At 46.2% G+C, this 22,011-nt stretch carries 23 protein-coding genes; 12 read left to right on the forward strand and 11 right to left on the reverse strand.

From position 1 onward, the window contains the following. The 4 genes from QUA74_RS03540 to QUA74_RS03555 form a co-directional block, all read right to left on the reverse strand. A complete protein-coding gene (locus QUA74_RS03540) occupies positions 1-930 on the reverse strand; it encodes an LD-carboxypeptidase (RefSeq protein ID WP_333324991.1) in 930 nt (309 codons plus the stop codon). A gap of 305 nt (positions 931-1,235) precedes the next feature. After that, positions 1,236-1,997 (reverse strand): type I methionyl aminopeptidase, encoded by a 762-nt coding sequence (gene map, locus QUA74_RS03545; RefSeq protein ID WP_006635181.1) that lies wholly within the window; start codon positions 1,995-1,997, stop codon positions 1,236-1,238. Positions 1,998-2,132: 135 nt separating this feature from the next. Continuing rightward, the gene (locus QUA74_RS03550) at positions 2,133-3,218 is read right to left on the reverse strand and encodes a glycosyltransferase family 4 protein (RefSeq protein WP_333324993.1); all 1,086 of its coding nucleotides are present in this window, start codon (positions 3,216-3,218) and stop codon (positions 2,133-2,135) included. A gap of 105 nt (positions 3,219-3,323) precedes the next feature. Beyond that, positions 3,324-4,511, reverse strand: coding sequence for a HEAT repeat domain-containing protein (locus tag QUA74_RS03555; protein WP_333324995.1), 1,188 nt, complete (start codon positions 4,509-4,511; stop codon positions 3,324-3,326). Between the two features lie 914 nt (positions 4,512-5,425). Here QUA74_RS03555 and QUA74_RS03560 point away from each other — a divergent pair. Continuing rightward, positions 5,426-7,180 (forward strand): CapA family protein, encoded by a 1,755-nt coding sequence (locus QUA74_RS03560; RefSeq protein ID WP_333324997.1) that lies wholly within the window; start codon positions 5,426-5,428, stop codon positions 7,178-7,180. Positions 7,181-7,259: 79 nt separating this feature from the next. Here the strand turns inward: QUA74_RS03560 and QUA74_RS03565 are convergent, their stop codons facing one another. Next, positions 7,260-8,351 (reverse strand): PfkB family carbohydrate kinase, encoded by a 1,092-nt coding sequence (locus QUA74_RS03565; protein WP_333324998.1) that lies wholly within the window; start codon positions 8,349-8,351, stop codon positions 7,260-7,262. A 290-nt stretch (positions 8,352-8,641) separates the two neighbouring features. Then, complete coding sequence (locus QUA74_RS03570; RefSeq protein ID WP_333325000.1) at positions 8,642-9,193, reverse strand: response regulator; 552 nt, start codon at positions 9,191-9,193, stop codon at positions 8,642-8,644. 194 nt (positions 9,194-9,387) lie between these two features. On the opposite strand from QUA74_RS03570, the gene lipA reads away from it, so the two are divergent. Together lipA and psaX are read left to right on the forward strand one after the other, a co-directional pair. Beyond that, positions 9,388-10,344: a lipoyl synthase gene (lipA, locus tag QUA74_RS03575; RefSeq protein WP_333325010.1), complete on the forward strand. Its 957-nt coding sequence runs from the start codon at positions 9,388-9,390 to the stop codon at positions 10,342-10,344. Positions 10,345-10,512: 168 nt separating this feature from the next. After that, complete coding sequence (gene psaX / locus QUA74_RS03580) at positions 10,513-10,617, forward strand: photosystem I protein PsaX (protein ID WP_333039887.1); 105 nt, start codon at positions 10,513-10,515, stop codon at positions 10,615-10,617. Positions 10,618-10,860: 243 nt separating this feature from the next. Here the strand turns inward: psaX and QUA74_RS03585 are convergent, their stop codons facing one another. Then, a complete protein-coding gene (locus QUA74_RS03585; RefSeq protein WP_333325012.1) occupies positions 10,861-11,226 on the reverse strand; it encodes a hypothetical protein in 366 nt (121 codons plus the stop codon). Between the two features lie 78 nt (positions 11,227-11,304). On the opposite strand from QUA74_RS03585, the gene QUA74_RS03590 reads away from it, so the two are divergent. Beyond that, on the forward strand, positions 11,305-11,922 hold the full coding sequence (locus tag QUA74_RS03590; RefSeq protein WP_333325014.1) for a DJ-1/PfpI family protein: 618 nt from the start codon (positions 11,305-11,307) through the stop codon (positions 11,920-11,922). A 128-nt stretch (positions 11,923-12,050) separates the two neighbouring features. On the opposite strand, the gene QUA74_RS03595 is transcribed toward QUA74_RS03590, so the two are convergent. Beyond that, a complete protein-coding gene (locus QUA74_RS03595; protein ID WP_333325016.1) occupies positions 12,051-12,941 on the reverse strand; it encodes a sugar ABC transporter permease in 891 nt (296 codons plus the stop codon). A 59-nt stretch (positions 12,942-13,000) separates the two neighbouring features. Here QUA74_RS03595 and QUA74_RS03600 point away from each other — a divergent pair, with 59 nt between their 5' ends. The 3 genes from QUA74_RS03600 (at position 13,001) to QUA74_RS03610 (ending at position 15,480) form a co-directional block, all read left to right on the forward strand. Then, complete coding sequence (locus QUA74_RS03600) at positions 13,001-13,576, forward strand: GNAT family protein (protein WP_333325019.1); 576 nt, start codon at positions 13,001-13,003, stop codon at positions 13,574-13,576. 130 nt (positions 13,577-13,706) lie between these two features. Next, positions 13,707-14,378, forward strand: coding sequence for a phosphoribosylglycinamide formyltransferase (gene purN / locus QUA74_RS03605; RefSeq protein ID WP_333325021.1), 672 nt, complete (start codon positions 13,707-13,709; stop codon positions 14,376-14,378). Then, entirely contained in the window at positions 14,371-15,480 is a 1,110-nt protein-coding gene (locus QUA74_RS03610) for a class I SAM-dependent methyltransferase (protein ID WP_333325023.1), read from the forward strand. The genes purN and QUA74_RS03610 overlap by 8 nt, the downstream gene beginning before the upstream one ends. Positions 15,481-15,582: 102 nt before the next feature. Here the strand turns inward: QUA74_RS03610 and rlmN are convergent, their stop codons facing one another. Continuing rightward, positions 15,583-16,692 carry a 23S rRNA (adenine(2503)-C(2))-methyltransferase RlmN gene (gene rlmN / locus QUA74_RS03615; RefSeq protein ID WP_333325025.1) on the reverse strand — a complete coding sequence of 370 codons (1,110 nt, stop codon included), beginning with the start codon at positions 16,690-16,692 and terminating at the stop codon, positions 15,583-15,585. Positions 16,693-17,030: 338 nt separating this feature from the next. Between rlmN and lgt the strand changes: the two genes are divergently transcribed. The 4 genes from lgt to QUA74_RS03635 all read left to right on the forward strand — a co-directional run bounded on the left by lgt (position 17,031) and on the right by QUA74_RS03635 (position 20,506). Continuing rightward, on the forward strand, positions 17,031-17,924 hold the full coding sequence (gene lgt, locus QUA74_RS03620; RefSeq protein ID WP_333325027.1) for a prolipoprotein diacylglyceryl transferase: 894 nt from the start codon (positions 17,031-17,033) through the stop codon (positions 17,922-17,924). Positions 17,925-18,044: 120 nt separating this feature from the next. Beyond that, positions 18,045-18,851: a precorrin-4 C(11)-methyltransferase gene (gene cobM / locus QUA74_RS03625; RefSeq protein ID WP_333325029.1), complete on the forward strand. Its 807-nt coding sequence runs from the start codon at positions 18,045-18,047 to the stop codon at positions 18,849-18,851. A gap of 183 nt (positions 18,852-19,034) precedes the next feature. Then, positions 19,035-19,871 (forward strand): dienelactone hydrolase family protein, encoded by an 837-nt coding sequence (locus tag QUA74_RS03630; RefSeq protein WP_333325030.1) that lies wholly within the window; start codon positions 19,035-19,037, stop codon positions 19,869-19,871. A 152-nt stretch (positions 19,872-20,023) separates the two neighbouring features. Next, positions 20,024-20,506, forward strand: a complete 483-nt coding sequence (locus tag QUA74_RS03635) for a flavin reductase (RefSeq protein ID WP_190738624.1) — start codon at positions 20,024-20,026, stop codon at positions 20,504-20,506. A 113-nt stretch (positions 20,507-20,619) separates the two neighbouring features. Here the strand turns inward: QUA74_RS03635 and QUA74_RS03640 are convergent, their stop codons facing one another. Beyond that, the gene (locus tag QUA74_RS03640) at positions 20,620-21,198 is read right to left on the reverse strand and encodes a pyroglutamyl-peptidase I family protein (protein WP_445302121.1); all 579 of its coding nucleotides are present in this window, start codon (positions 21,196-21,198) and stop codon (positions 20,620-20,622) included. Here QUA74_RS03640 and hisH point away from each other — a divergent pair. Beyond that, positions 21,188-21,823, forward strand: a complete 636-nt coding sequence (gene hisH / locus QUA74_RS03645) for an imidazole glycerol phosphate synthase subunit HisH (protein ID WP_333325033.1) — start codon at positions 21,188-21,190, stop codon at positions 21,821-21,823. The two genes, QUA74_RS03640 and hisH, sit on opposite strands and share 11 nt — an antisense overlap. Here the strand turns inward: hisH and QUA74_RS03650 are convergent. Further along, entirely contained in the window at positions 21,792-21,986 is a 195-nt protein-coding gene (locus QUA74_RS03650; protein WP_333325034.1) for a hypothetical protein, read from the reverse strand. The two genes, hisH and QUA74_RS03650, sit on opposite strands and share 32 nt — an antisense overlap. Between the last annotated feature and the right edge of the window lie 25 nt (positions 21,987-22,011).

Raw genomic sequence — 22,011 nt, forward strand, 5'->3', positions numbered from 1 at the left:
TTAAAGTTGCGATCGATCGCCGCAAATCAGCAATCCCGAATCAGCGTCGAGACTCGCCATAATTCCCATAGGTAAAGCAGCGTTAACTCCCTCGTGCCCGAAGGGCAAATCCGAGACAATGGGAATATTCAAGTCCCCCAGCCGATCGCGCAAAACTTCTTCAATGCTAAAACTGGGAATACTCGGGTCAATCTCGCAGCGGCTGAAACGCCCCAAAGCAATGCCCCGCACGCCTGCGAAAGCCCCTGCCATCCGCCACAAAGTCAGCATTCGATCGACCCTGTAAGGAGCCTCAGAAACATCCTCAAATGCGAGAATAACCCCGGTCAAATCCGGTTGATACGGGGTTCCGAGCAAATGAGAAGCAACCGTCAGATTCGCCGGAAATAGAGGCCCGGTGGCTTGTCCGCTGCCCCATCCTTTACCTTGCAAAGATTGTAAGGGACGACCTTCTATGCAGTCAAAAAGTCGATCGACAGACCAATCCGGTTCCGCAGCCAAAGTTGTCAGCATCGGCCCGTGAACACCCCAAACACCCAATTTAGCCTGATTCCACAGCAAAGCAGTAATATCTGAAAAGCCGATTAACCATTTCGGCGAATGGGAATCGGGAGTTGGAAACTGGGACTTTTCCGCCTTTCCCACATTTCCTTTTTCCAAAAGTCGAGTGCTGCCGAAACCGCCTCGAACACAGAGAATACCGCGACAATCCGGGTCATTGAGGGCATCTGCCAACTGTCGGACGCGGTTTTCGTCGGAACCTGCCAAATAGCCCCAGCGATCGTCAAAACCCGGTGTTAATTCAATTCGATAGCCGCGGGATTTCCAAATTTCTACACCCTTTTCAAAGTTGGTTGATTCTCGCAAAGTGCCACTAGGGGCAATTACTTTGAGCAAATCTCCGGGTTGTAGAAATTTTATGTCAGTCATTAGTTATTAGTTATTAGTTATATCGTGTTTGGTGAATCGATCGTAATTCCGTAGGGCGGGTTTGACAGACAATCTCTGACTGAAATAGACAATCTCCCAAACCCGCCCCCACCCACCCATAAATACAAACCTACATTTTCGGATTTGATGTAAATTTCAGGTTGATATGGGTTATCGGTTGTGGCGGGGCGGGTTTATCTAGATTGTTGATAATCGTTAGATATTGTCGGTGAAACCAGCCCCTACGGGATGAATGTTAATTATTGATTTAGGAGTGAGTTTTTCAGATTGTGTGTTAATGAGTGCTAAGGCAAAGTCAGAATTTCCACCCCAGAATCAGTCACAGCTAGCGTGTGTTCAAATTGAGCCGAAAGCTTTCCATCCTTGGTGATAGAAGTCCAACCATCGGCGAGAATTTCCACTTCCCAAGTACCCTCATTAATCATCGGCTCGATCGTAAAAACCATGCCTTGTCTGAGCTTTTTTCCCGTACCCCGCTTGCCGTAATGCAAAATTTCCGGTTCAGTGTGAAAGACTCTATGAATCCCGTGTCCCGCAAAATTTCGCACTACCGAAAAACCCTGTGCTTCAGCATATTCTTGAATCGCGGCACCGATGTCGCCAGTACGAGCACCCGGTTTGACTTCCGCAATTCCTCTTCTTAAACATTCCTCGGTTACTTCAACTAACTTTTTCGCTACAGGTGAAGGTTGGCCCACAAAAAAAGTTTTGGAAGTATCGCCATGATAACCATCAACTAAAGGCGTTACATCAATATTAATAATGTCACCTTCTTTAAGAATTTGTTTCGCATTGGGGATGCCGTGACAGACTACTTCATTGACGCTTGCACACAGAGATTTGGGAAATCCTTTATAGCCTAGGGGAGCGCTCTTTGCTCCGTGTGCCAAAGTCCAGCGTTCGGCTTCATCGTTAATTTCTAGAGTGCTTACTCCCGGTTTAACCATTGGTTCGAGATGTAGCAGAAGTTCGGCCGCTAAACGGCCGGCTTGGCGCATTTTTTCGATTTCTCTACTGGATAAAAGCACTAAACGTTCGGTTGCCATAGTTTTTTTCGGTTTTCTTTTTTGTGGTCGATTAAGAGTTTATTTAACTCACTTTTAGAAGATATTTGAATTGCTGTTCAATAAAGTTGTAAGGTGCGTCAGTCAGCGGATATTTCTAAAAATGTGCCAGTATTATTACTGACGCCCCCTACTACGAGTGATAGATTGGAACCAGTGTTCAAAACGATCGCCCAAAGCTTCCAAAGAGTATTCTACCTCTACTTGTCGCCGGCAAGCGCTGCGGTCAATTTGGTCTAAGCGGGCGATCGCACCTACCAAGCCATTTACGCTATCAGGAGCCACTAAAAAGCCCGTCAGTCCGTCTCTCACAATTTCCGCTGGCCCCCCGCGCTCGTAAGCAATCACAGGCACACCGCACGCTAAAGCCTCGATCGCGACATTTCCGAAAGCTTCCACCCAACGTGGTGTCATCAATAATGCTCGGCACTGACGGACTTGCTCTTGCATTTGGGTTGTTGTTAGAAACCCTAAATATTCTACCGGAGCATCCGGGTAATCTGCACAAATTTTTTGCCAATAATCCTCATCTTGCATTTTGCCCATAATTTTCAGGGGAATGCCTGTAATTTTCGCTGCTGCTACTGCATCTTCTAAGCCTTTCTCCGGGGCGATGCGGCCTAGCCAAGCTAATTTAGACTGCGGTTGGTCGCAAAATTGGTACAGGGATAAATCTATGCCATTTCCCAACAACTGACATTCATCAGCAAAGGCGAATGTTTTGGCTTGAGAAGCGGTGTGAACTCCGATCGTACCAGGAAACTGGACGGCGGTTTGTCCGGCAATGCGATCGAGGGCTGCGGAAAGGGAGCCCATGCTGATCAAATGTGCGATCGGAGTCCTAAAAAATGGTGTCAAATAAAACGGCAGCCAATCGTATGCAAAATTAACAAGGACATCCCATTCATCCTGAACTTGGCGAGCATATTCCCACATATTCGCCAGCACAGAATCGGCGGGCATCACAATAGGATCATTGTAATCTTGTGTTTGGGCGGTTACTTGCAAATCCCCCGTTATTTCGATTACTGGAATTGATTTTAACACTGAACCTATCGGCGCTACAACTGCTATTTTATGGCCGCGATTCTGCAATTCTTTAGCAATGTTAAGGACTGTAAGTTCGACACCGCCACCCAACCCCGAACCTAGTTGACCGACCGAAGTTGACAGGAACAATAGTTTTAAAGTGTTATTAGTCATTAGTCATTAGTCATTAATCAGCATTCACTAATTTTAACATAATCTAAATTATTAATTTCCCCTTTCAAATCTCAAGTTCAAATTATTTGAAAATTGCGACATTTATTAATCCATCCCAGAACGCGGACGGAGGCGGTTCAACTGATTGATTGCCCAGCGAGCAGTTTCCTGAACTTCTGGATCTGGATCGTCCGTCGCACGGTGCAACAAGTAACTGATTTGATTCACCAATTCGTAAATCCGCGTCAAGTCGCGAATTGCATTTTTACGCACTTCGGGATTTTCATTTTGCAGCGAAATTGACCACGCATTATTCATGGGTTTGAGCGTGCGAATGCCAATTTCCGAGAGACTTGCCAAAATTAAACTGTACTGCTTGGAGTCGGAATTTGGTAGCAAATCGAGCAACGGCTCAACTGCTCTGGAATCTCCCCGCTGGCCTAGTTCCCAAATTGCTTTGCCTCTCTTTGCCGGATTTAGCTGCTGCAAATCTTCAATCAGTGCTTCAATAATATCAACTTTAGGTCTACCATCCGTTTCGGGAAGGGAAATACCTTTCTTCTTCGCTAGGGAATCGGTTTGATTAGTTGTTTCGGGAATGTTGAAACCTGTGTTGCTGTATCCGTTGCTGTGAGTTTCCAAGGGCGAGGTGTCGGAATTAATTCGATCGCCCTCGACTACTGCATCGTCGGATTCTGATTCCCCGGATTCCAGGATAAAAGATCGATCGCTGCTCTCGATACTGTGGCCTTTTGGCAAATCAAAAGGGTAGGGCAAGGCTGACAGCGACTGTCGCCCCGAAGAAGTCTCTTTCGGTCTACTTTCGTGCGAGTTTGTAGGAGAATCAGGATTAGTAAATTGAGAGTTTCTTTGGTTGTGGCGATCAAATCTTCCTCGTCTTCGCTTAGAATAATTTGACTCGTCACTGCTAACTAATTTGATCATGATAAATACTGCCGCTGCCGTGACGACAACTGCTGCCAAACCCAACATTAAGAACCCCCGCTGACGAGACAAAATGACGATCAAATTGGATACCGATTTCGGGATCTTAGAATTAGATTTGGACGTTTTGGACGGCTGAGATTTGTTTTTATCGGGCGCTGGAGACGGTTTTGGAGGCTTGGAATCCTGGCGATCGTCCGGGGGAGAGTTTGCCTGAGCAATTTCTTGGGAAACAGCCCGGTAGGAGGCATTGAGTACCTGGTGCCCTCCGTCGGCACTTGGACTGAACGCAGCGCCCAGACAGGCAATGCAGGTGAACAAACATACAGAGGAGCGGTAATGCGCCATAAGACTCAATCCGGGTTTTGAGAGGCAACGCCGCATGACGAGCTTTAGTTTAACCTTGAGTTAGCTCGATCCTAGCTGCTATGGGCTTAACTAACTCACTAATAGCACCAGACTAACGAAAAACCCTGGTTGAGAGGGCACCGAGCCAGCTCTCATAAGCACAATTGTGTCATTGACGTGCAACTCCTTTAAATAATTAGTTTAATTAGTTTAAAACGAACAACTACATCGGCGGCCGCGACTTTAGCAGCGGCATCCCGAAAGTTGATTGCAGCTAATCTCACCTACGTGCAGCGTGCGGTGCAGGCCCCGCAGCGCAGCACTGCGGGGGCGCTAGCAGACGATTGTGGCTCGCCGTCGATTTCTCACTAATAGCGTGGCATGACCAAGAGTTTAACAAGCTTCTGAGCCTGGGGGTCGATCGTTTTTGTCTTAATTTGGGCCCAAGTGGGACAGGGGGATTGGCACTGGAAACGAGAAACCGCATTTTTGAGCGGATTCTTGGCTGCTAAACCCAATATTTTCAGTACATTCGAGGACGCACTCTCGATCGAAGAAACCGGGTTTTTTTACCAAAAATGCTGTAAGAAAGAGAGCGCTGATTTGACCAATGTTAATTTCAAGGGGGGGAATTATGGCGGATAGAAGTGTTTGGGCGATCGCCTAAGATAACCGTTAGGAAATATTGTATTCAGCAAGCAAGCGCCAAAAATCATACTATCTTGTAAAAGAAGGGTCGGATTTAGTTAGAAGCTATAGTGAGAGCGAGTATACCCTTTCACGCACGCGCCCTCTCCCCACGTTCTGTTTATTTGTACATACTTACTTAAGTTAAATCTATGGGTATTTAATGCTGTGCCGCCAAATTTGATATAAGATCGAGCTAAATTTCTAGTGTGAGAGTAGAGGCGTTTGTGAGCCAACAAGATATTTTAAATTTAGCAAAAGAAGGCGATGCCAGGGCGATCGCATTTCTGATCGGCCAAGCACTCCAAAGCTTCGGCGTCACGGCTAAAGCCAGCCGCGAAAATGACACCCTGCACCTGCTGCTGGAAGCAGAACATTTACCTGCAGAAGAAGCCTGTCTCCGAGTCGCCGTCAAAGGGTTGCAGCGGCTGCAACCAAATAACCTTTACTCAGTGACAGTTTACGGGCGGCAGGGCGGTCAGCAATTGCCCGCTTGGACTCAGACGGTAGAATTAAAAAAACGCTTGACTTCCGAACCCGTGAGTGCATTAGTTGCCGTGAATGCAGCAGTAGCCGCGAGTGCAGCAGTAGCCGCGAGTCTACCCGCTTCTCCCATTCCTGTGACTTTGCCCAAGCTAGAAAAACCTCAAAATGTCACAACTGCGCCCCCTCAAACACCAGAACAATCTCCGCTCCAACCCCCTAAAACCCCCACTCCAAAACCCCCAAACCAAAGGCAGCAAAAGCAATCACCCCAGCCAGAGTTAGCCCGCACTAAAACTAAAAAATCTGGGCTGTCAGTCGGTGCTCTGAGTCTAATTCTCGTGCCGATATCCGGCTTTGTTCTGGCTTCTCAATTTTACAAATCCCCAACCACCGCTACTAATAACCCTCTCACGTCAAAGCCTGCGGTACAAGAAGTGAGCTCGACACCCGCGCCTGCACCCGCAGCCAAACCCCTTCCCGCTCCAAAATCGCCCTCCCCGGCTGCCAAAAAACCTGCCACTGTGCCCGCAACTGTCAGCATCAAAGCAGTTGGCGACATGATCCCCGGCACAAATTATCCCTACAACAAACTGCCGGCAAAAAAAGAGATGTTATTAGAGTCGGTAAAACCGTACCTCAAAGGAGCTGATATTCTATTTGGCAATTTTGAAAGCACGATGACCGATTATCCTTACAGTTCCAAAGCAGGCGGCGGACGAATGCTGTTTGCCTTTCGGACGCCTCCGAGTTATGCGAAAATTTTCAAAGATGTTGGTTTTGATATTTTGAGTATTGCCAACAATCACTCTTACGATTTTAACGAGCAAGGATTTAATGACACGATTAAAAACATCGACAGCAATGGCATGAAGGCTGTTGGCAAAAGAGATCAAATTGTTTATCAAAATGTCAAGGGGGTGAATTTTGCCTTTATCGGTTTCAGCAACTACGGCGAAGTTCACAATTCTTTGCTGGAACTGAAAGCAGGATCAGAAGTTGTCAAAAAAGCTAAGGAAAAGGCTGATATTGTAGTGATATCAGTTCATGCTGGAGCTGAAGGAACGGGTGCTCAGAATGTGAGAAATAAAACTGAGTTTTTTTACGGAGAAAACCGGGGAAATATGGTGTTGTTTTCGCGGACGATGATTGATGCGGGAGCAGATTTGATTTTGGGACATGGCCCGCACGTTCCCCGAGCGATGGAACTTTATAAAGGGAAATTGATTGCTTATTCCCTGGGAAATTTTTTGGGTTATCGCACTTTGTCCACAGCAGGAACACTCGGTAAATCTCTAATTTTGGATGTGAAAATGACTCCGCAAGGGGATTTTGTTTCTGGTAAGATTATCCCCATCCAACTTGACGGGCGAGGTGTTCCGGCTGTTGATAACAATTTTAGGACTGTGGGGTTGATTGACCGTTTGACAAAGAGCGATTTTCCCAATAGCGGTTTGACAATTGATGACAAGGGACAAATTTTGAAAAAGAGTAAGTAGTTATTGGGAATTGGGAATTATTACTTGTTCCCAGGATCTGCATGGGAACAAGTAATAATCAATCACCAATTACAACTGATTAGTGATCAATCATCGTTTTCAAAGCTTCTTTCATTTCGTCTGCTGTCGTCGTTGCCGTACCGAATTGACGCACGACAATACTAGCCGCCAAATTGCCCAAAACTGCCGCTTCCCAACCAGATGCACCGACGCACAAAGCTAAAGTCATTGCTGCTACGACTGTATCTCCAGCACCGGTTACGTCGAATACATCAGTCTTGTTAAAAGGGGGAATGTCCCAACTTTGAATGGCAAATTCCCCCTTTTCACAAATGGATGTTGGAGAAGGTGAATTTTTGATTTCTTCGCCGTTCACCCTTTCAAACAAAGTCATCCCTTCTTCGCCGCGAGTAATCAGGATTTTTTGAGCTTGAGTTAAGTTCAATAAATCTCGTCCTGCTTGCATTAAAGTTGGAGGGTTTTTGATAGCATATCCGACGGCTTGCTCGGCTTCGGGCAAGTTCGGAGTAAATAACATTGCTCCAGAATATCGCTGCAAATTTGTTTGAGCATCGACAATTGTTTTGCCGGGAACCACTGCCGATTCGATCGCCAAACGAGTCAAAACTCCGTCGCCGTAGTCGGAACAAACCACTGCATCTACTGTCGGTATTTGCTGCCGGATGTAGTCTGCCAGTTGCAACTGCAAATCTAAATCCGGCAACTCGTCCGATTTGCGATCGACTCGGACAATTTGCTGAGTCACCGACTGTCGCGCGTGCCCGGAAATTCGAGTTTTGGTAACAGTTGGACGCTGCGAATCGATTAAAATCCCAGCCGTATCAATTCCCGCCGCCTCAAAAATACCGCACAAAGCCTTTCCCTGGTCGTCTTTTCCCACCAAACCAGCAACTTTTACTTTGCCTCCCAGTTTGGCTAAATTGTAGACAGCATTTGCGCCACCTCCGGGTAGTTGCCGAGTATTTTCGTAGCGCAAAATCAACACAGGTGCTTCGCGGGAAATTCGCTCTACTTGTCCGGTAAGAAACTCGTCCAAGGTCAAATCTCCGATCGCTAATACCTGCGCTTGATCGAAGCAGTCTAATCTTTTCAATAATTGCTCTGTTGAGGCACGCAGTTGAGGCAAAAAATCGGAATAGTCGTTAGTCATTAACCAAAAAAATGAGACTGAGGAGTTAATAATTGAGTGTGGAACGAGCGGGAATTAAAAATCCTAATATTAATTAATAATTAATTTCCTCCCTTGTTTTATTTTTAACTTTTAATTGATTTTCTCACTGGAATTTTGAGAAACCAGTTGCAGGCTATTGGTGATCGCACTCGCTCAAACAATTTTGCAAAAGAATGAATGCCGATCAAAACGCAGCCATTGAGACTCAATAAAAAGTTTCACGGTGTGGAAGTTTCCTTCTACATAAGTGCCTTCAAAAAACAGCAGAATTATTTCAATTTCTGCTTGATGATCGTAATCACCTGAGTCATTTGTTTTTTGAGTGCATCAATTTCCGCTTGCATTTTCGCCATTTTCAGAGTCATCGCCTGAATTTCGGCCTCGCCTCCTCCAGAAGTTGGTGCAGCGGCGGCGGCTGGGGCTTCCGGTATCGGTTTCTTTTTGGCCAGTACCATCGCCGATTTGATCGCCTCGGTTAGCTGCTTCTTCTCAAAGGGTTTGGCGATAAAGGCAAAAAAATGCTTCTCGAAGGGTTTCGGAATTTTTTCCATCACCTCTTCTTCGCGCCCCGACATGATCACCAAAGGTATCTTAGAAAGCTCCGGATGGGCTTGCACTTTTTGATACACTTCCCAACCACTGACTTTGGGCAGTAGGAAATCTAACATAATTAGATTTGGCCGGGCTTGACGAATCAGTTTGAGTCCCTCTTCGCCGTCTTTTGCTTCTAGAACTTCAAAGTTACCCTGAGGCAACATCTCTCGGACTCGGACCCGGATGACTTTACTGTCATCGATTACCAAGATTTTTTGACCAGCCACGACTGACTCCTTCAGTAATGAGTGATGATTCGCAACCTTCAGTATATCCCTAACCGAATTCTACCCAGAATTCTGCGCGAGTTTAGTTTTGCGGCATCTCGGCGCGATTCTGATTTCGGGTGAGACTGCTACAACTTCAGGGGCTTTGATTTCGGATACGATCGAAGGAATTAACTCGATCGCCACTTAATTATATGTCGCCCCAAATTCCTCAAACTCCTACTGTCAAATTAATTGCCGCCCAAATGCGGGGTGAAATCGAGGCGATGCCGCAGTGGTTGCGTAGGCCCGTTGGCAAAGCTAGCGAACTTTCGCAAGTGCAAAAAATTATCAAACAGCGGCAAATTCACACGATTTGCGAGGAGGGCAGATGTCCCAACCGGGGCGAGTGCTACGCCCAAAAAACGGCGACTTTTTTGTTAATGGGCCCAACTTGCACCCGCGCTTGTGCTTTTTGTCAAGTAGATAAAGGTCATTCTCCGATGCCGCTAGACCCGGAGGAACCGCAAAAGGTGGCGGAGGCGGTGCAGTTGTTGGGTTTGCGCTATGCGGTGCTGACTTCGGTGGCGAGGGATGATTTGCCGGATGGGGGTGCGGGTTGGTTTGCAAGGACGATCGCCCAAATCCGCCTTTTGAACCCGGATACTGAAGTTGAGGTGCTGACGCCGGATTTTTGGGGGGGAATCGGGAGGAGTTCAGAGGGGGAGAATTCCGGGCTCGATGAGTTGCAGCGACAGCGGATTCGCACGGTAGTGGAGGCTACACCGGCTTGTTACAACCACAATATTGAGACAGTGCGTCGGTTGCAAGGGCCGGTGCGGAGGGGGGCCAAGTACGATCGCTCGATCGACGTTCTGCGTATTGTTAAGCAATATGACCCAACTATTCCCACCAAATCCGGTTTGATGTTGGGACACGGGGAAACCGAAGCCGAGATAGTCGAAGCGATGGTCGATTTGCGGGATGCCAAGTGCGATCGACTCACCCTCGGTCAATACATGAGACCATCTCTAGAGCACCTCCCAGTGCGTAAATACTGGACGCCAGCCGAATTTGACCGTTTCGGGTCGATCGCGCGGGAGATGGGGTTTGAGCGCGTGCGATCGGGGCCTCTCGTCCGCAGTTCCTACCACGCCGGAGAGAGCGATTGAAATTAATCTCAATTCAACTCGGTATAAACTCCTTGTTACAAAAAATAACTCTAGAGGATTGTGCATAAGTGCGACGCTCTCTGCTATTTGTAAATAGAGTGACATTATCAATTAGGAGCTTTACCTATGCCAGAGATAGCGAAGAACCAATTAAAATCCGAGTCCGTGATGAAAACGGGCAAATTCCCTTACCCATTTCGCGCAGGCTGGTTTCTGTTGCTGTTAGCAATCAATTTTGTGGTTGCAGCCTTTTATTTCCATATCATTGAATAGTTCTGCAAGTTGACTTTTAGCAGACCCTGCTTTTCTCGACCTCAACGTCGGAGAGTGGCAGAGAAGGAGAGGGGGAGAGTTTTGAGTTTTGAGTTGGCGAGAATATGACTTCATCCTTGTAACTAATGACTACTGACTTCTTCCCTCTTCCCTTGAACCTCTTCCTTCTGACTCCTGACTCCCTACTTTTGCTCAATAATTAATCCGTGTATCCGTCTCGCGCCTTCCTTCTTCCTTCCTTCTCTAGCGATTTCTCGACGCTTCTAGCTTTGACAAGCGCTCTTGAATTTTAATAACATCTTGCTTAGTTTCAATTGCCAAAGTTGCTAAATTGTCAAACATCGGGTCTCCCGACAGCGGTCTAGAATTTGTGCGACCCGAACCTGAAGGGGAAGGAGACTGAGGCCGGTTAACTCTAGAACCTTGGTTCTGCAAGCTGTAGATTTGTCCCCTGAGTTCAGAAATTTGCCTTTCTAATTGAGTAATGCGAAACTCTAATTGAGTTGTGGATTGAGCGGGCGTAACAATTGGCGCAACAGCAATTGCTAAGGCGCAAGCCAGACATAAAAGACAAATTGTTAGGGCGCGATGGCGAATATTTTTCGGCATAGCTTTAATAATTTAAATTATACCTTTTCTACGATAACAAATCGCCGAGATTTTTTGCCTCTATCAGAAGTAGGTCTTATGGCAACTTGGAACGTAGCTATTTTAATGTTCGATGATGTCGAGGTACTGGACTTTGCAGGCCCTTTTGAAGTATTTTCGGTGACATCAGAATTAAGTAAGGGCGATTCCCTTCGGGATAGCTTCGCTTCACGACCTTTTGCAGTCTCTACCGTAGCCGAACATCCCGGTGCTGTCAACGCCCGCAATGGTTTGAGTGTAAATCCCGACTGCACCATTTCCGATTGTCCGCCACCAGATATTTTAATTGTACCGGGAGGACAAGGTACAAGAAAGTTAATCGATAATTCAGGAGTTATTAACTGGATAAAAGATTGTGCGCGAACAGCAGAATTAGTGCTTTCTGTCTGTACGGGTTCGCTGCTTTTGGCAAAAGCTGGTTTATTGGAAGGTTTGGAAGCAACTACACACCATCGGGCCTTGGAGTTATTGAGAGAATTAGCTCCCAACACAACTATTATCGAAAATCAGCGATTTGTAGATAACGGCAAAATCATCACTTCTGGGGGAATTGCTGCGGGAATTGATATGTCTTTGCACGTTGTCTGCAAACTTTTGGGTACAGCGCAAGCTGAAAAAACAGCAGAGCACATGGAGTATAAAATTGGGAATTGGTAATTGGGCAATGGGCATGGTTAATTGTATAATTTGCGCCTAGGGGCGGGTTTTACCAACCATCATGCCTAAAACAAACAATCTCGTAAACCCACCCCGCCCATACACAAAGAATGCTACCCAATGTTATATCAAGCATCTTCGCCCCAAACTTTTAGTTGTAAATAGACTAATATCAAAGCTACAGCCATCAGGAAAGTTGCCGCTGCGGCTGCATAGCCAAAATCAAATTGCGAAAAAGCTTGCTCGTAAATATAATAAACTAGCAAATTAGTAGAGTTCAAAGGGCCGCCGCCGGTGATGACGTAAACTTGCTCGAAACTCCGCAGAGTAAAAATAGCAGTAGTCACGGTAGCAAATACTAAAGTTGGCCGCAAACCGGGTAAAGTGATGTACAAAAATTGCTGCCAAGCATTAGCTCCATCCAATTCTGCGGCTTCGTAACGATTTACCGGAATTGCTTGCAATCCTGCTAAAAATACTACCATATTAAAGCCTAATTGCTTCCAAACACTGAGCAGAATTATCACAGGCATTGCCCAAACTGTGCTACTCAGCCAAGGAATTGGATTTAAGCCGATCGCACTTAGGGCATTATTCACCGGGCCTTCGGTTTGAAACAACCACCGCCAACCCAACCCCACTGCAACTAAAGAGGTAATCGAAGGAATAAAATAAGCGGTGCGGAGAGCTCCTCGCCAAGCAAACGAGCGATTTAGCAAAACTGCCAAACCCAATGGAATCACTAAACTGGGAATGACTGTTGCAGTAGTAAAATAGAGCGTATTTTGGAGAATTTGCCAGAAATCCGGGTTTGTGACTAAACGCCAGTAGTTGTTGAAGCCAATCCAACGCACTCCCGACTGGGTAAAGCTGCCGCTGGTAAAGCTGAGGTAAAATAAATAGGCGATCGGCCAAATCAAAAAAGTACCCAGAAACAGCAAAGCCGGGGCCAGAAAAGTCCAAGCTGCGATCGCATCATTATCCAACCAGTTAAAACGCCCAAATTTAATCCGAACCATTGGCTTGTAAATTTTAGCTTTTAGTTTTAAATGGTATCACATTATAGGGCAATCTCAAAATGAACCTTCTCGATATATTAGCCAATTTACCTACTATAGAAACTGAAAGGCTGCTACTCCGAAAAATAACTTTAAATGATGCCAGCGATATGTTTGAGTATGCTTGCAACCCCGAAGTATCAGAATACACAATGTGGTCAACTCACACCTCGCTCGAAGACACTAAATACTTTCTCAAGTCACTTACAAGAATGTACAAAAAACGAGAGCTGGTAGATTGGGGAATCGTCCACAAAGCCGAGAAAAAGTTTATCGGGACTTGCGGATTTGTGGAATGGAGTATGACGCACAGCCGCGCGGAAATTGGCTACGCACTTTCGCGAAAATATTGGGGCGAGGGATACATGAGCGAGGCTGTCAATGCAGTTATTGAATTCGGCTTTCGGGAGATGTCGCTGAATCGAATTATGGCTCGATGTGAAGTTAACAATATTGCTTCCGCTCGGGTGATGGAAAAAGTGGGGATGCAATTGGAAGGGGTATTGCGACAGCACCTATTTGTGAAAGACAGATATTGGGATCTAAAACTTTATTCGCTTCTCCGGGAAGAGTTTTTTGAGAATATTGGAGAATAGGAGTGGATCAGTAGTCAGCGACAAAAAATAATATACTTAGGATTTACGCAATATCTCCATGTAGAGTGCGACCAAGCACACCTTACCCTTTACCTGTATTGTAGTAGACGAGTGAATAGTTTTTATCTTTATGACCGCTAATCCAGTATCTGTTAATTCCAATGCCTGCCTGATTTCTCCTGAGATTGGCAAAAGTGCGATCGCTCCGGCTCATCCTCCATTAAAATTAGGAGTTTTAGCATCAGGAAGCGGCAGCAACTTCGAGGTAATTGCCCAAGCCATCCAAAACCAAGAACTTAACGCTCAAATCCCAGTATTAATTTACAACAACCCCGAAGCGAAAGCCGCAGCCAGAGCAGAAAAATACGGCATTCCCTCGATTCTGCTCAATCACCGCGACTGCAAAAGCCGCGAAGAATTAGATACAAAAATTGTCAAAACTTTTCAAGAGTATGATGTAGAATGGGTAGTGATGGCGGGTTGGATGCGAATTGTTACCAAAGTTTTGTTTGATGCTTTTCCCGATCGCGTAATTAACCTTCACCCCAGCTTACTGCCGAGTTTCCCAGGAATTCGCGCCGTCGAGCAAGCACTGGCCGCCAAGGTTAAAATCACCGGATGTACGGTGCATATCGCCCGTTTAGAAGTAGACAGCGGGCCGATTTTAATGCAGGCTGCGGTGCCGGTATTGCCTGAAGATACCGCAGAAACGCTGCACGCTCGAATTCAGGTGCAAGAGCACAAGATTATGCTCGGTGCGATCGCACTTATTGCCGAATCTAATCGAAACTATTGTGACTAAAAACCTCACCAGTGCCGCATCTATCCCCCAATTGCCCGTCAGCCAATCACCCGAAACAAGCCCGCCGCTGACAGACTCGAATCGCCTGAAATTAATTCTCAAAGAAAGGCTCAAAAAGAACATCGGCATCAAGGGAGAATTATATCTCCCTTGCTTGCCATCGATGCTAGACGACTATCTTAAATTACTGTCAGACTTCTTAACCATCCTCGGACAAAACATCAATGCTTCCCAAACCGAAAACTTCCGAACATTAATCGCCAATGCCTTAGCAGAAGGATTCAAAAATTCCCCCCACGCTAATCTCATAGTCTCATATTTTCCCGCCAATTCCCAAAGCGGTTTAGCCGGCGGCATTACTCTGAATACCAAGATTCAAGTCGAATCGATGGCCCAGAAATATCATAGCTGGCCGGATATTCGCCCCGAACCTTTATTCGGCAGCCATCCCGATGCCAAAGTTATCGCCATTGCCGCCGAATTAGGCGAACCGGGAAAAGCACCTATTTTAGATGTTGGTGCGGGCCCAGGGCGCAATAGTTTGCCTTTAGCAAGGTTAGGTCATTCCGTGGATGCGATCGAACTAACACCCATATTTGCCGAAAAACTATCAGCAGCAGCAACCGCCGAAAACTTGCCGATAAATGTCACCCAAGGCGACGTTTTAGACCCATTATTGAGGATGAAAACTTATCGGTACAAATTAGCCATTGCTACCGAAGTTCTCTCTCACTTCCGTTATCCCGAACAAATTCGTCTTTTCCTCGGCAAAATGTCCGATGCCGTGTTAAGCGGCGGATTTATCTTATTCAGCACTTTCTTAGCTGTAGATGGGTACGAACCCGACGAGATGGCAAAACAAATGTCTGAATTGTGTTGGTCTTATCTGATTACCAGACAAGAATTGCAAGCAGCAATAGAGGGTTTGCCGTTAGAAATTATTTCTGATGAATCTGTGATTCAATACGAACAAAAACATTTGCCTGACTCGGCGTGGCCACCTACACCTTGGTTTGTCAGTTGGGCTAGCGGGCGGGATTTATTTTCGGTGCAACAAACACCGCCGTTAGAGTTGCGGTGGATACTTGTTAAACGCTTGTAAGCTAAAATAGTATGGTGCGTCAGGATGTAGTTTCTCAATAATTGATACAATAACGCACTCTGACGCACCATACGACAACTTTTAGGGGTTAAAAATAAAATTCTAAACCTCGGATGCCCGCAATTGTCCGCAGGCTGCATCTGCTTCTAAGCCGCGAGAATACCGCACGCTAACTGCAATTTTCTTCTCCTTCAAAACCGCAACGAAACTGTTAATTCGATTGGGAGTCGGTCGCTTATATTCAGCTTCCTGAATCGGATTGTAAGGAATCAAATTGACGTGACACTGAAAACCGCGCAACTGACTAGCTAACTCGGCTGCGTGTTCCGGTAAGTCATTCACATTAGCTAAAAGCACGTACTCAAAGCTTAATCTGCGTCCCGTCGATCGCACATATTCCCGACATTCTGCGATTAACTCACCCAAAGGATAAGGGCGGGCGCTAGGAATTAACTCTTCCCGCAATCTTTGATTAGAAGCGTGGAGGCTGACGGCGAGGGTAACTTGCAGTTGATGTTCGGCTAGTTGGCTGATGCGATTGCGAATTCCCACTGTGGAAATGGTGATGTTTCGCTGTCCAATTCCTACGTCTTGATTCAAACACTTGACAGCAGCTACAACATTATCGAAATTCAGCAGGGGTTCGCCCATTCCCATAAATACGATGTGGCTGACTCGGCGGCCGAAATCTTGCTGTACTGTCAAGACTTGATCGACGATTTCGTGTTTTTCTAAATTGCGCTTGAAACCGCCTTTTCCGGTAGCGCAAAAGTCGCAGCCCATCGCGCAGCCAACTTGGGCTGAGACGCACACAGTCAGCCGTTTATCGGTGGGAATGCCGACTGTTTCAATGATTTGACCGTCTGCCAATTTTAAGAGATACTTTACGGTGGCGTCTGGTGCGACCGATCGATAGTGAATGGTCGATCGCCCGATCGGAATTTTAGCAACAGTCTCACGCCACTGTTTCGAGAATACAGAAATGTCAGAGATCGATCGCGCACCTTTCTCATAAATCCACTGGTACAACTGCTTTCCCCGATAAGCCGGTTGTCCCTGCTGCTGCACCCACTCCGTTAACTCAGCTAAACTCGCCCCCAGCAAGGGCGGAATTTTACCAGACTCAACAGCCAAAGCAGCAGTCTTGCGAGACTGATTCGCGCCCTTGGAATTACCAGAAGAGTACACCTGAGAAACGGAAGTAGGAGACATAGGTCATTAGAAAATTTAAAGCCACTCTCTATATTAAAACTTCTCGACCAAAACTGCCGTTAATCCTCAAAAAGGTGAAGTCTCGATCCCCCTAAATCCCTCTTAATCAGGGGGAATTTGAGAATAATCCGGTTCCCCCCTTAAAAAAGGGGGTTAGGGGGCTCTTATTGTGGACTCACAAAGAAAACTCCAGACACCAATGTCCGCAACAAAGTTAATTTTTGGCAAAATTCCCCAAATATTGCGTGTAAATGACCATACCCACCTAAAATAAACTCTGGAGTTTGTTAAAAGGTGTGCAAATTTGACAGCTTTCCATCACAATTAATGCAACTTTTATGGTGCTAAATATTCTTGCGCTGCCCTTAGCGTTTCAATTTACATCGCCGGGCCCAATTATCTTTCAACTTGGCCCCGTAGCCATTCGCTGGTACGGGCTGTTAATAGCTTCTGCCGTATTGATTGGGGTGAGTCTGTCCCAATACTTGGCCCAAAAACGCCGCGTCAACCCGGAATTGTTGGGTGATTTAGCAATTTGGCTGGTTCTGGGCGCTATTCCCTGCGCTCGAATTTATTACGTGGCTTTTGAGTGGGAGCAATACTCCCAGAGACCTGAAGATATTATTGCGATTTGGAAAGGCGGAATTGCTATTCACGGGGCGATTTTGGGCGGCACGATCGCAGCTTTAATTTTTGCGAAAATCCAGCGAGTTTCTTTTTGGCAATTGGCAGATTTAATCGCGCCTTCGGCAATTCTCGGTCAGGCGATCGGACGCTGGGGAAATTTCTTTAACTCGGAAGCTTTTGGCAGCCCTACGGATTTGCCCTGGAAACTTTATATTCCCCCAAACAGCCGCCCGCCCGCCTACGCTAATTTTGAATACTTCCACCCCACATTTCTCTACGAATCCCTGTGGAATTTGACAGTATTTGGGTTGCTTCTGACTTTGTTTTTTCGCGATTTGCAGGGCAAAATTCGCTTGAAAATTGGTGCTTTATTTTTGGTTTATATCGCAGCTTACAGTTCCGGTCGAGTATGGATTGAAGGGTTGCGGACTGATAGTTTGATGTTCGGGCCACTGCGGGCTGCACAGATGGTAAGCTTGACTGGGATTGTTTTAGGGTTGGGCGGGTTAGCTTGGCTTTATTTGCTCGATCGACCTTTACCCGATGTTGTCTCCCCCAATAGCGATCGGGCAAATATCACTCACAGAGCCCCAGAGGATCAATAAAAAACCCCAGAGAGGTTAGTCTCTAGGGTTCAAAACCAGGGTGCATCTACCATCCCTTACTTCCAACCCAAATAGGTACATCCGGAAGCGTCCGTAAATTTAGCAAATTTTTTAGCAGCAATGAGTTTGACAGAGATTGAAGCCCTAATTCCAGGGGTATACATTGTAGGTGCAGGCCCGGGAGACCCGGATTTGTTGACTGTTAAGGCTCAAAAATTACTGGCTGCGGCCGATGTCATATTATTTGCTGATTCGCTAGTTCCAGAGCAAATTTTGCAGGGTGTGCGCGCGGATGCTGAAGTGATCCAAACTGCGGATAAGACCCTCGAAGAGATTGTACCTTTGATGGTGGAACGAGTGCGCGAGGGGAAAAGCGTCGTCCGCCTCCATTCGGGCGATCCCTGTCTCTACGGGGCCGTCGGCGAACAAATGCAAGCTTTGGCATCGGAGGGAATTGCTTTTGAGGTAATCCCGGGAATTAGCGCTTTTCAACTTGCCGCAGCTAAACTTAAAATTGAGTTGACAGTTCCGGGAGTTGTGCAGACAATTATTTTGACGCGAATTAGCGGCAGAACAGAAGTACCGGAACGCGAAGAATTGGCGAGTTTAGCGGCTCATCAAGCGAGTTTGTGTCTGTATTTGAGCGCCCGCCATGTCGAACAAGCTCAAGCTAAATTGATGGAACATTACCCATCGGATTTGCCTGTAGCGATTTGTTATCGGTTGGGCTGGCCCGATGAAAAAATTGTGCTAGTTCCCCTTGACAAAATGGCAGTTGCTACGCGCGAAAATAATTTGATCAGAACGACAATGTATGTTATTAGTCCGGCGTTGGGAAAATCAGCAGCAGGACGATCGCGCTTGTACCATCCAGAGCACGATCGGCTTTTCCGACCCTCGAAGGAAGTTCGGCAACGGATTTTGTAACGGATGTAACGGATGTCAGAAAGAAGAAAGTTCGGCAACGGATTCTGTAACGGATGTAACGGATGTAACGGATGTCAGTCCGATGGAAGTCGGAAGAGGGAAGAAGGAGCAATTATGAAATAACCAATTACCAATTCCCAATTCCCCAATTCCCCAATCTAAAATCTAAAATCTAAAATCGCCATGACTGATTTAACTCGCAGACAATTTATCATTGTCACCGCATTAAGCGCCGGATTTACCTTAGCAGTTCATCCTATTGCGGCTGCCGTTATCAATACGGATGCTGCTGGTTTAGTTGCAGGTGAGGTAAAAATTCCCGTAAAAGATGGCTCAATTCCTGCCTACAGAGCAATGCCAGCCAGCGGCAGCAATTTTCCAGTAATTTTAGTAATTCAAGAAATCTTCGGAGTTCACGCGCACCTTCAAGATATTTGCCGCCGTTTGGCAAAATTAGGTTATTTAGCGATCGCCCCAGAAATGTTTGCCCGTCAAGGTGATGTTTCTAAAATCACCGACATTCAAGAAATTAGGAGTAAAGTTGTCTCGAAAGTTCCTGACGCTCAAGTTATGTCCGATTTAGATGCAACCGTAGATTGGGCACAAAAGTCAGGAAAAGGCAATATTAATAAGTTGGGAATTACAGGATTTTGCTGGGGTGGCAGAATTGTTTGGCTGTACTCTTCCCACAACCCGAAAGTCAAAGCTGGAGTGGCTTGGTACGGGCGTGTAGTTGGCAATTCTACGGCTTTAACTCCCAAACAGCCGATCGACATTGCAGCAACTTTGAAAGTTCCTGTATTGGGGCTTTACGGTGGCAAAGACGAGGGAATTCCCAACGATACAGTCGAGAAAATGCGGGAAGTTCTCAAAACTGGCAGCAGCGGTTCTGAAATTGTGCTTTATCCAGATGCGCCGCACGCTTTTAACGCCGACTATCGCCCCAGTTACCGGGAAAAAGAAGCTGAGGATGCTTGGAAACGGATGCAAGATTGGTTTAAAAAGTATGGAGTTTCATAATAGTTGTGAGTTGTTAATTTTGACTTAAAACTGGTGTCAAGTTTGGGATCGAAAAAGGCAATATTAGCGAATAGCCCTTAAGACAGGTGGGTTTGTGGGCCTGACATTGGTAAACTGAGCGGTGTAGAATTATCGATCGAACAGGTAAGCCCGTGCTAGACGAACAAGCTAAAAAGACCATCTTGCGGAAAATCCCTCACGGATTGTACATCTGCGGTGTCAAAGACGGGGAGGAAGTCAACGGTTTCACCGCTAGCTGGGTGATGCAATCTTCCTTTACCCCTCCCTTAGTTGTCAACTGCGTCAAGCAAGACTCCAAATCCCACGGCATGATCAAAGCCAGCGGTGTCTTTGCTTTGAGTTTCCTAGAAGCAGGACAGAAAGACTTAGCCCAGAAATTCTTCAAGCAGCAGCGCCGCGTTGGCAATAAATTTGAGGATGTAGAATTTTATCCCGGCGCGGAAACTGGTTGTCCGATTATCTCGGATTCTCTGGGTTACATCGAGTGCAAAGTGGTGGGCGCTGTGGAACACGGGGATCACACGGTTTATGTGGGAGAAGTTTTGGCAGCCGGCGTCCACCGAGAAGGCAATCCGTTGCTGCTAGAAAGCACCGGTTGGAATTACGGCGGCTAATGACTTGGCAGTTGCCAGTTGTTAGTAAAAAAAACTAACGCTGAGAAACCCGGTTTCTTTAATAGCCCGGGTTTCTGAACACCAAATAAATTTTTATGTTGAATTAGAGCGACCTATTTATTAATTGCGAGAGTTAGGCGCCGCATAACTAATAAAAAATCAGCGACAATTCTGTCAGCGTTGTCGGGAGTTAAAATTGGTACGTGGACGAAAATACATTTAGCCGCTATTTGAGAATCGCAAATATGTTTTAAAACCGCATAATATAGGGCTTCGCATACAAATTTTCCCGCTTCGTGGCTGATTTCTGTTGCAGCTAAATCAGCGACGAGCGGTTCGAGATTAACTGCGGTTTTCCGAATGTCGCTATCGCAGCAAGCGCAAGATTCTACGGTTAATTTTTGCCGACTTTCGGCCATGCCACAGCAGATAATAGTGTCGGGTTGGAGTTGGTTGATTTGGGCGATCGCTAGATTAGGTGCTAGCTGGAAATCTACTGGCAGTTTCCTCAAAAAAGTCAGGGAATCAGGCAAAGATTTGATTTGGGAAATCTTGGCTAATAAGTCGTCCGAAGAGTTGGATTGCTGATGGGGAAGCCAAGTATCAAATGAGGTTAGCAGGATTTTCGCCGTCATATTTGTGCAATAATACTGATATTGATAATATAAGGCAAGTAAGTCAATGTCTGTCATTGCAGTAGTGGACTATGACATGGGCAATCTGCACTCAGTCTGTAAAGGCTTGGAAAATGTGGGTGCAGTGCCAAAAATTACAGATTCTCCTGCTATAATCGAGCAGGCTGATGCGGTGGTTTTGCCGGGAGTTGGTTCGTTTGACCCGGCAATGCAGAATTTACGATCGCGCAATTTGATAGAACCGATAAAAAGTGCGATCGCCTCTGGAAAACCTTTTTTAGGCATTTGTTTGGGTTTGCAAATTCTGTTTGAAAGTTCCGAAGAAGGCGTAGAACCGGGATTGGGCGTTATTGCCGGAAAAGTGCGCCGATTTCGCTCGGAACCGGGTTTGACAATTCCCCACATGGGATGGAATCAATTGCAATTTACTCAGCCGGATGTGCCGCTGTGGCAAAATTTACCGTCTGATCCTTGGGTTTATTTCGTGCATTCTTATTATGTCGATCCAGTTGATTGGGAAGTGCGATCGGCAATGGTGACTCACGGTAGTCAAAACGTGACGGCGGCTATAGCTAAAGACAATCTGATGGCCGTGCAATTTCACCCGGAAAAGTCTTCGAGTACGGGATTGCAAATGCTGTCAAATTTTGTCAGTCTGGTGAGGGAAAAAGTACCTGCTTAGGTGGCATGAATCTTAAAAAACCCGGTAGATTGCCGAAACCGGGTTTGACATTTTTAAAAGTCTTCTTCCTTCTTCCGACTTCCATCGAACTGACATCCGTTACATCCTCAGAAAGCGAATCCGTTGCCGAACTTCCTTCTTCCGACTTCCATCGGACTGACATCCATTACATCCGTTACATCCGTTAC

The sequence above is a fragment of the Microcoleus sp. LAD1_D3 genome, from assembly GCF_036702135.1.
Lineage (GTDB): Bacteria > Cyanobacteriota > Cyanobacteriia > Cyanobacteriales > Microcoleaceae > Microcoleus.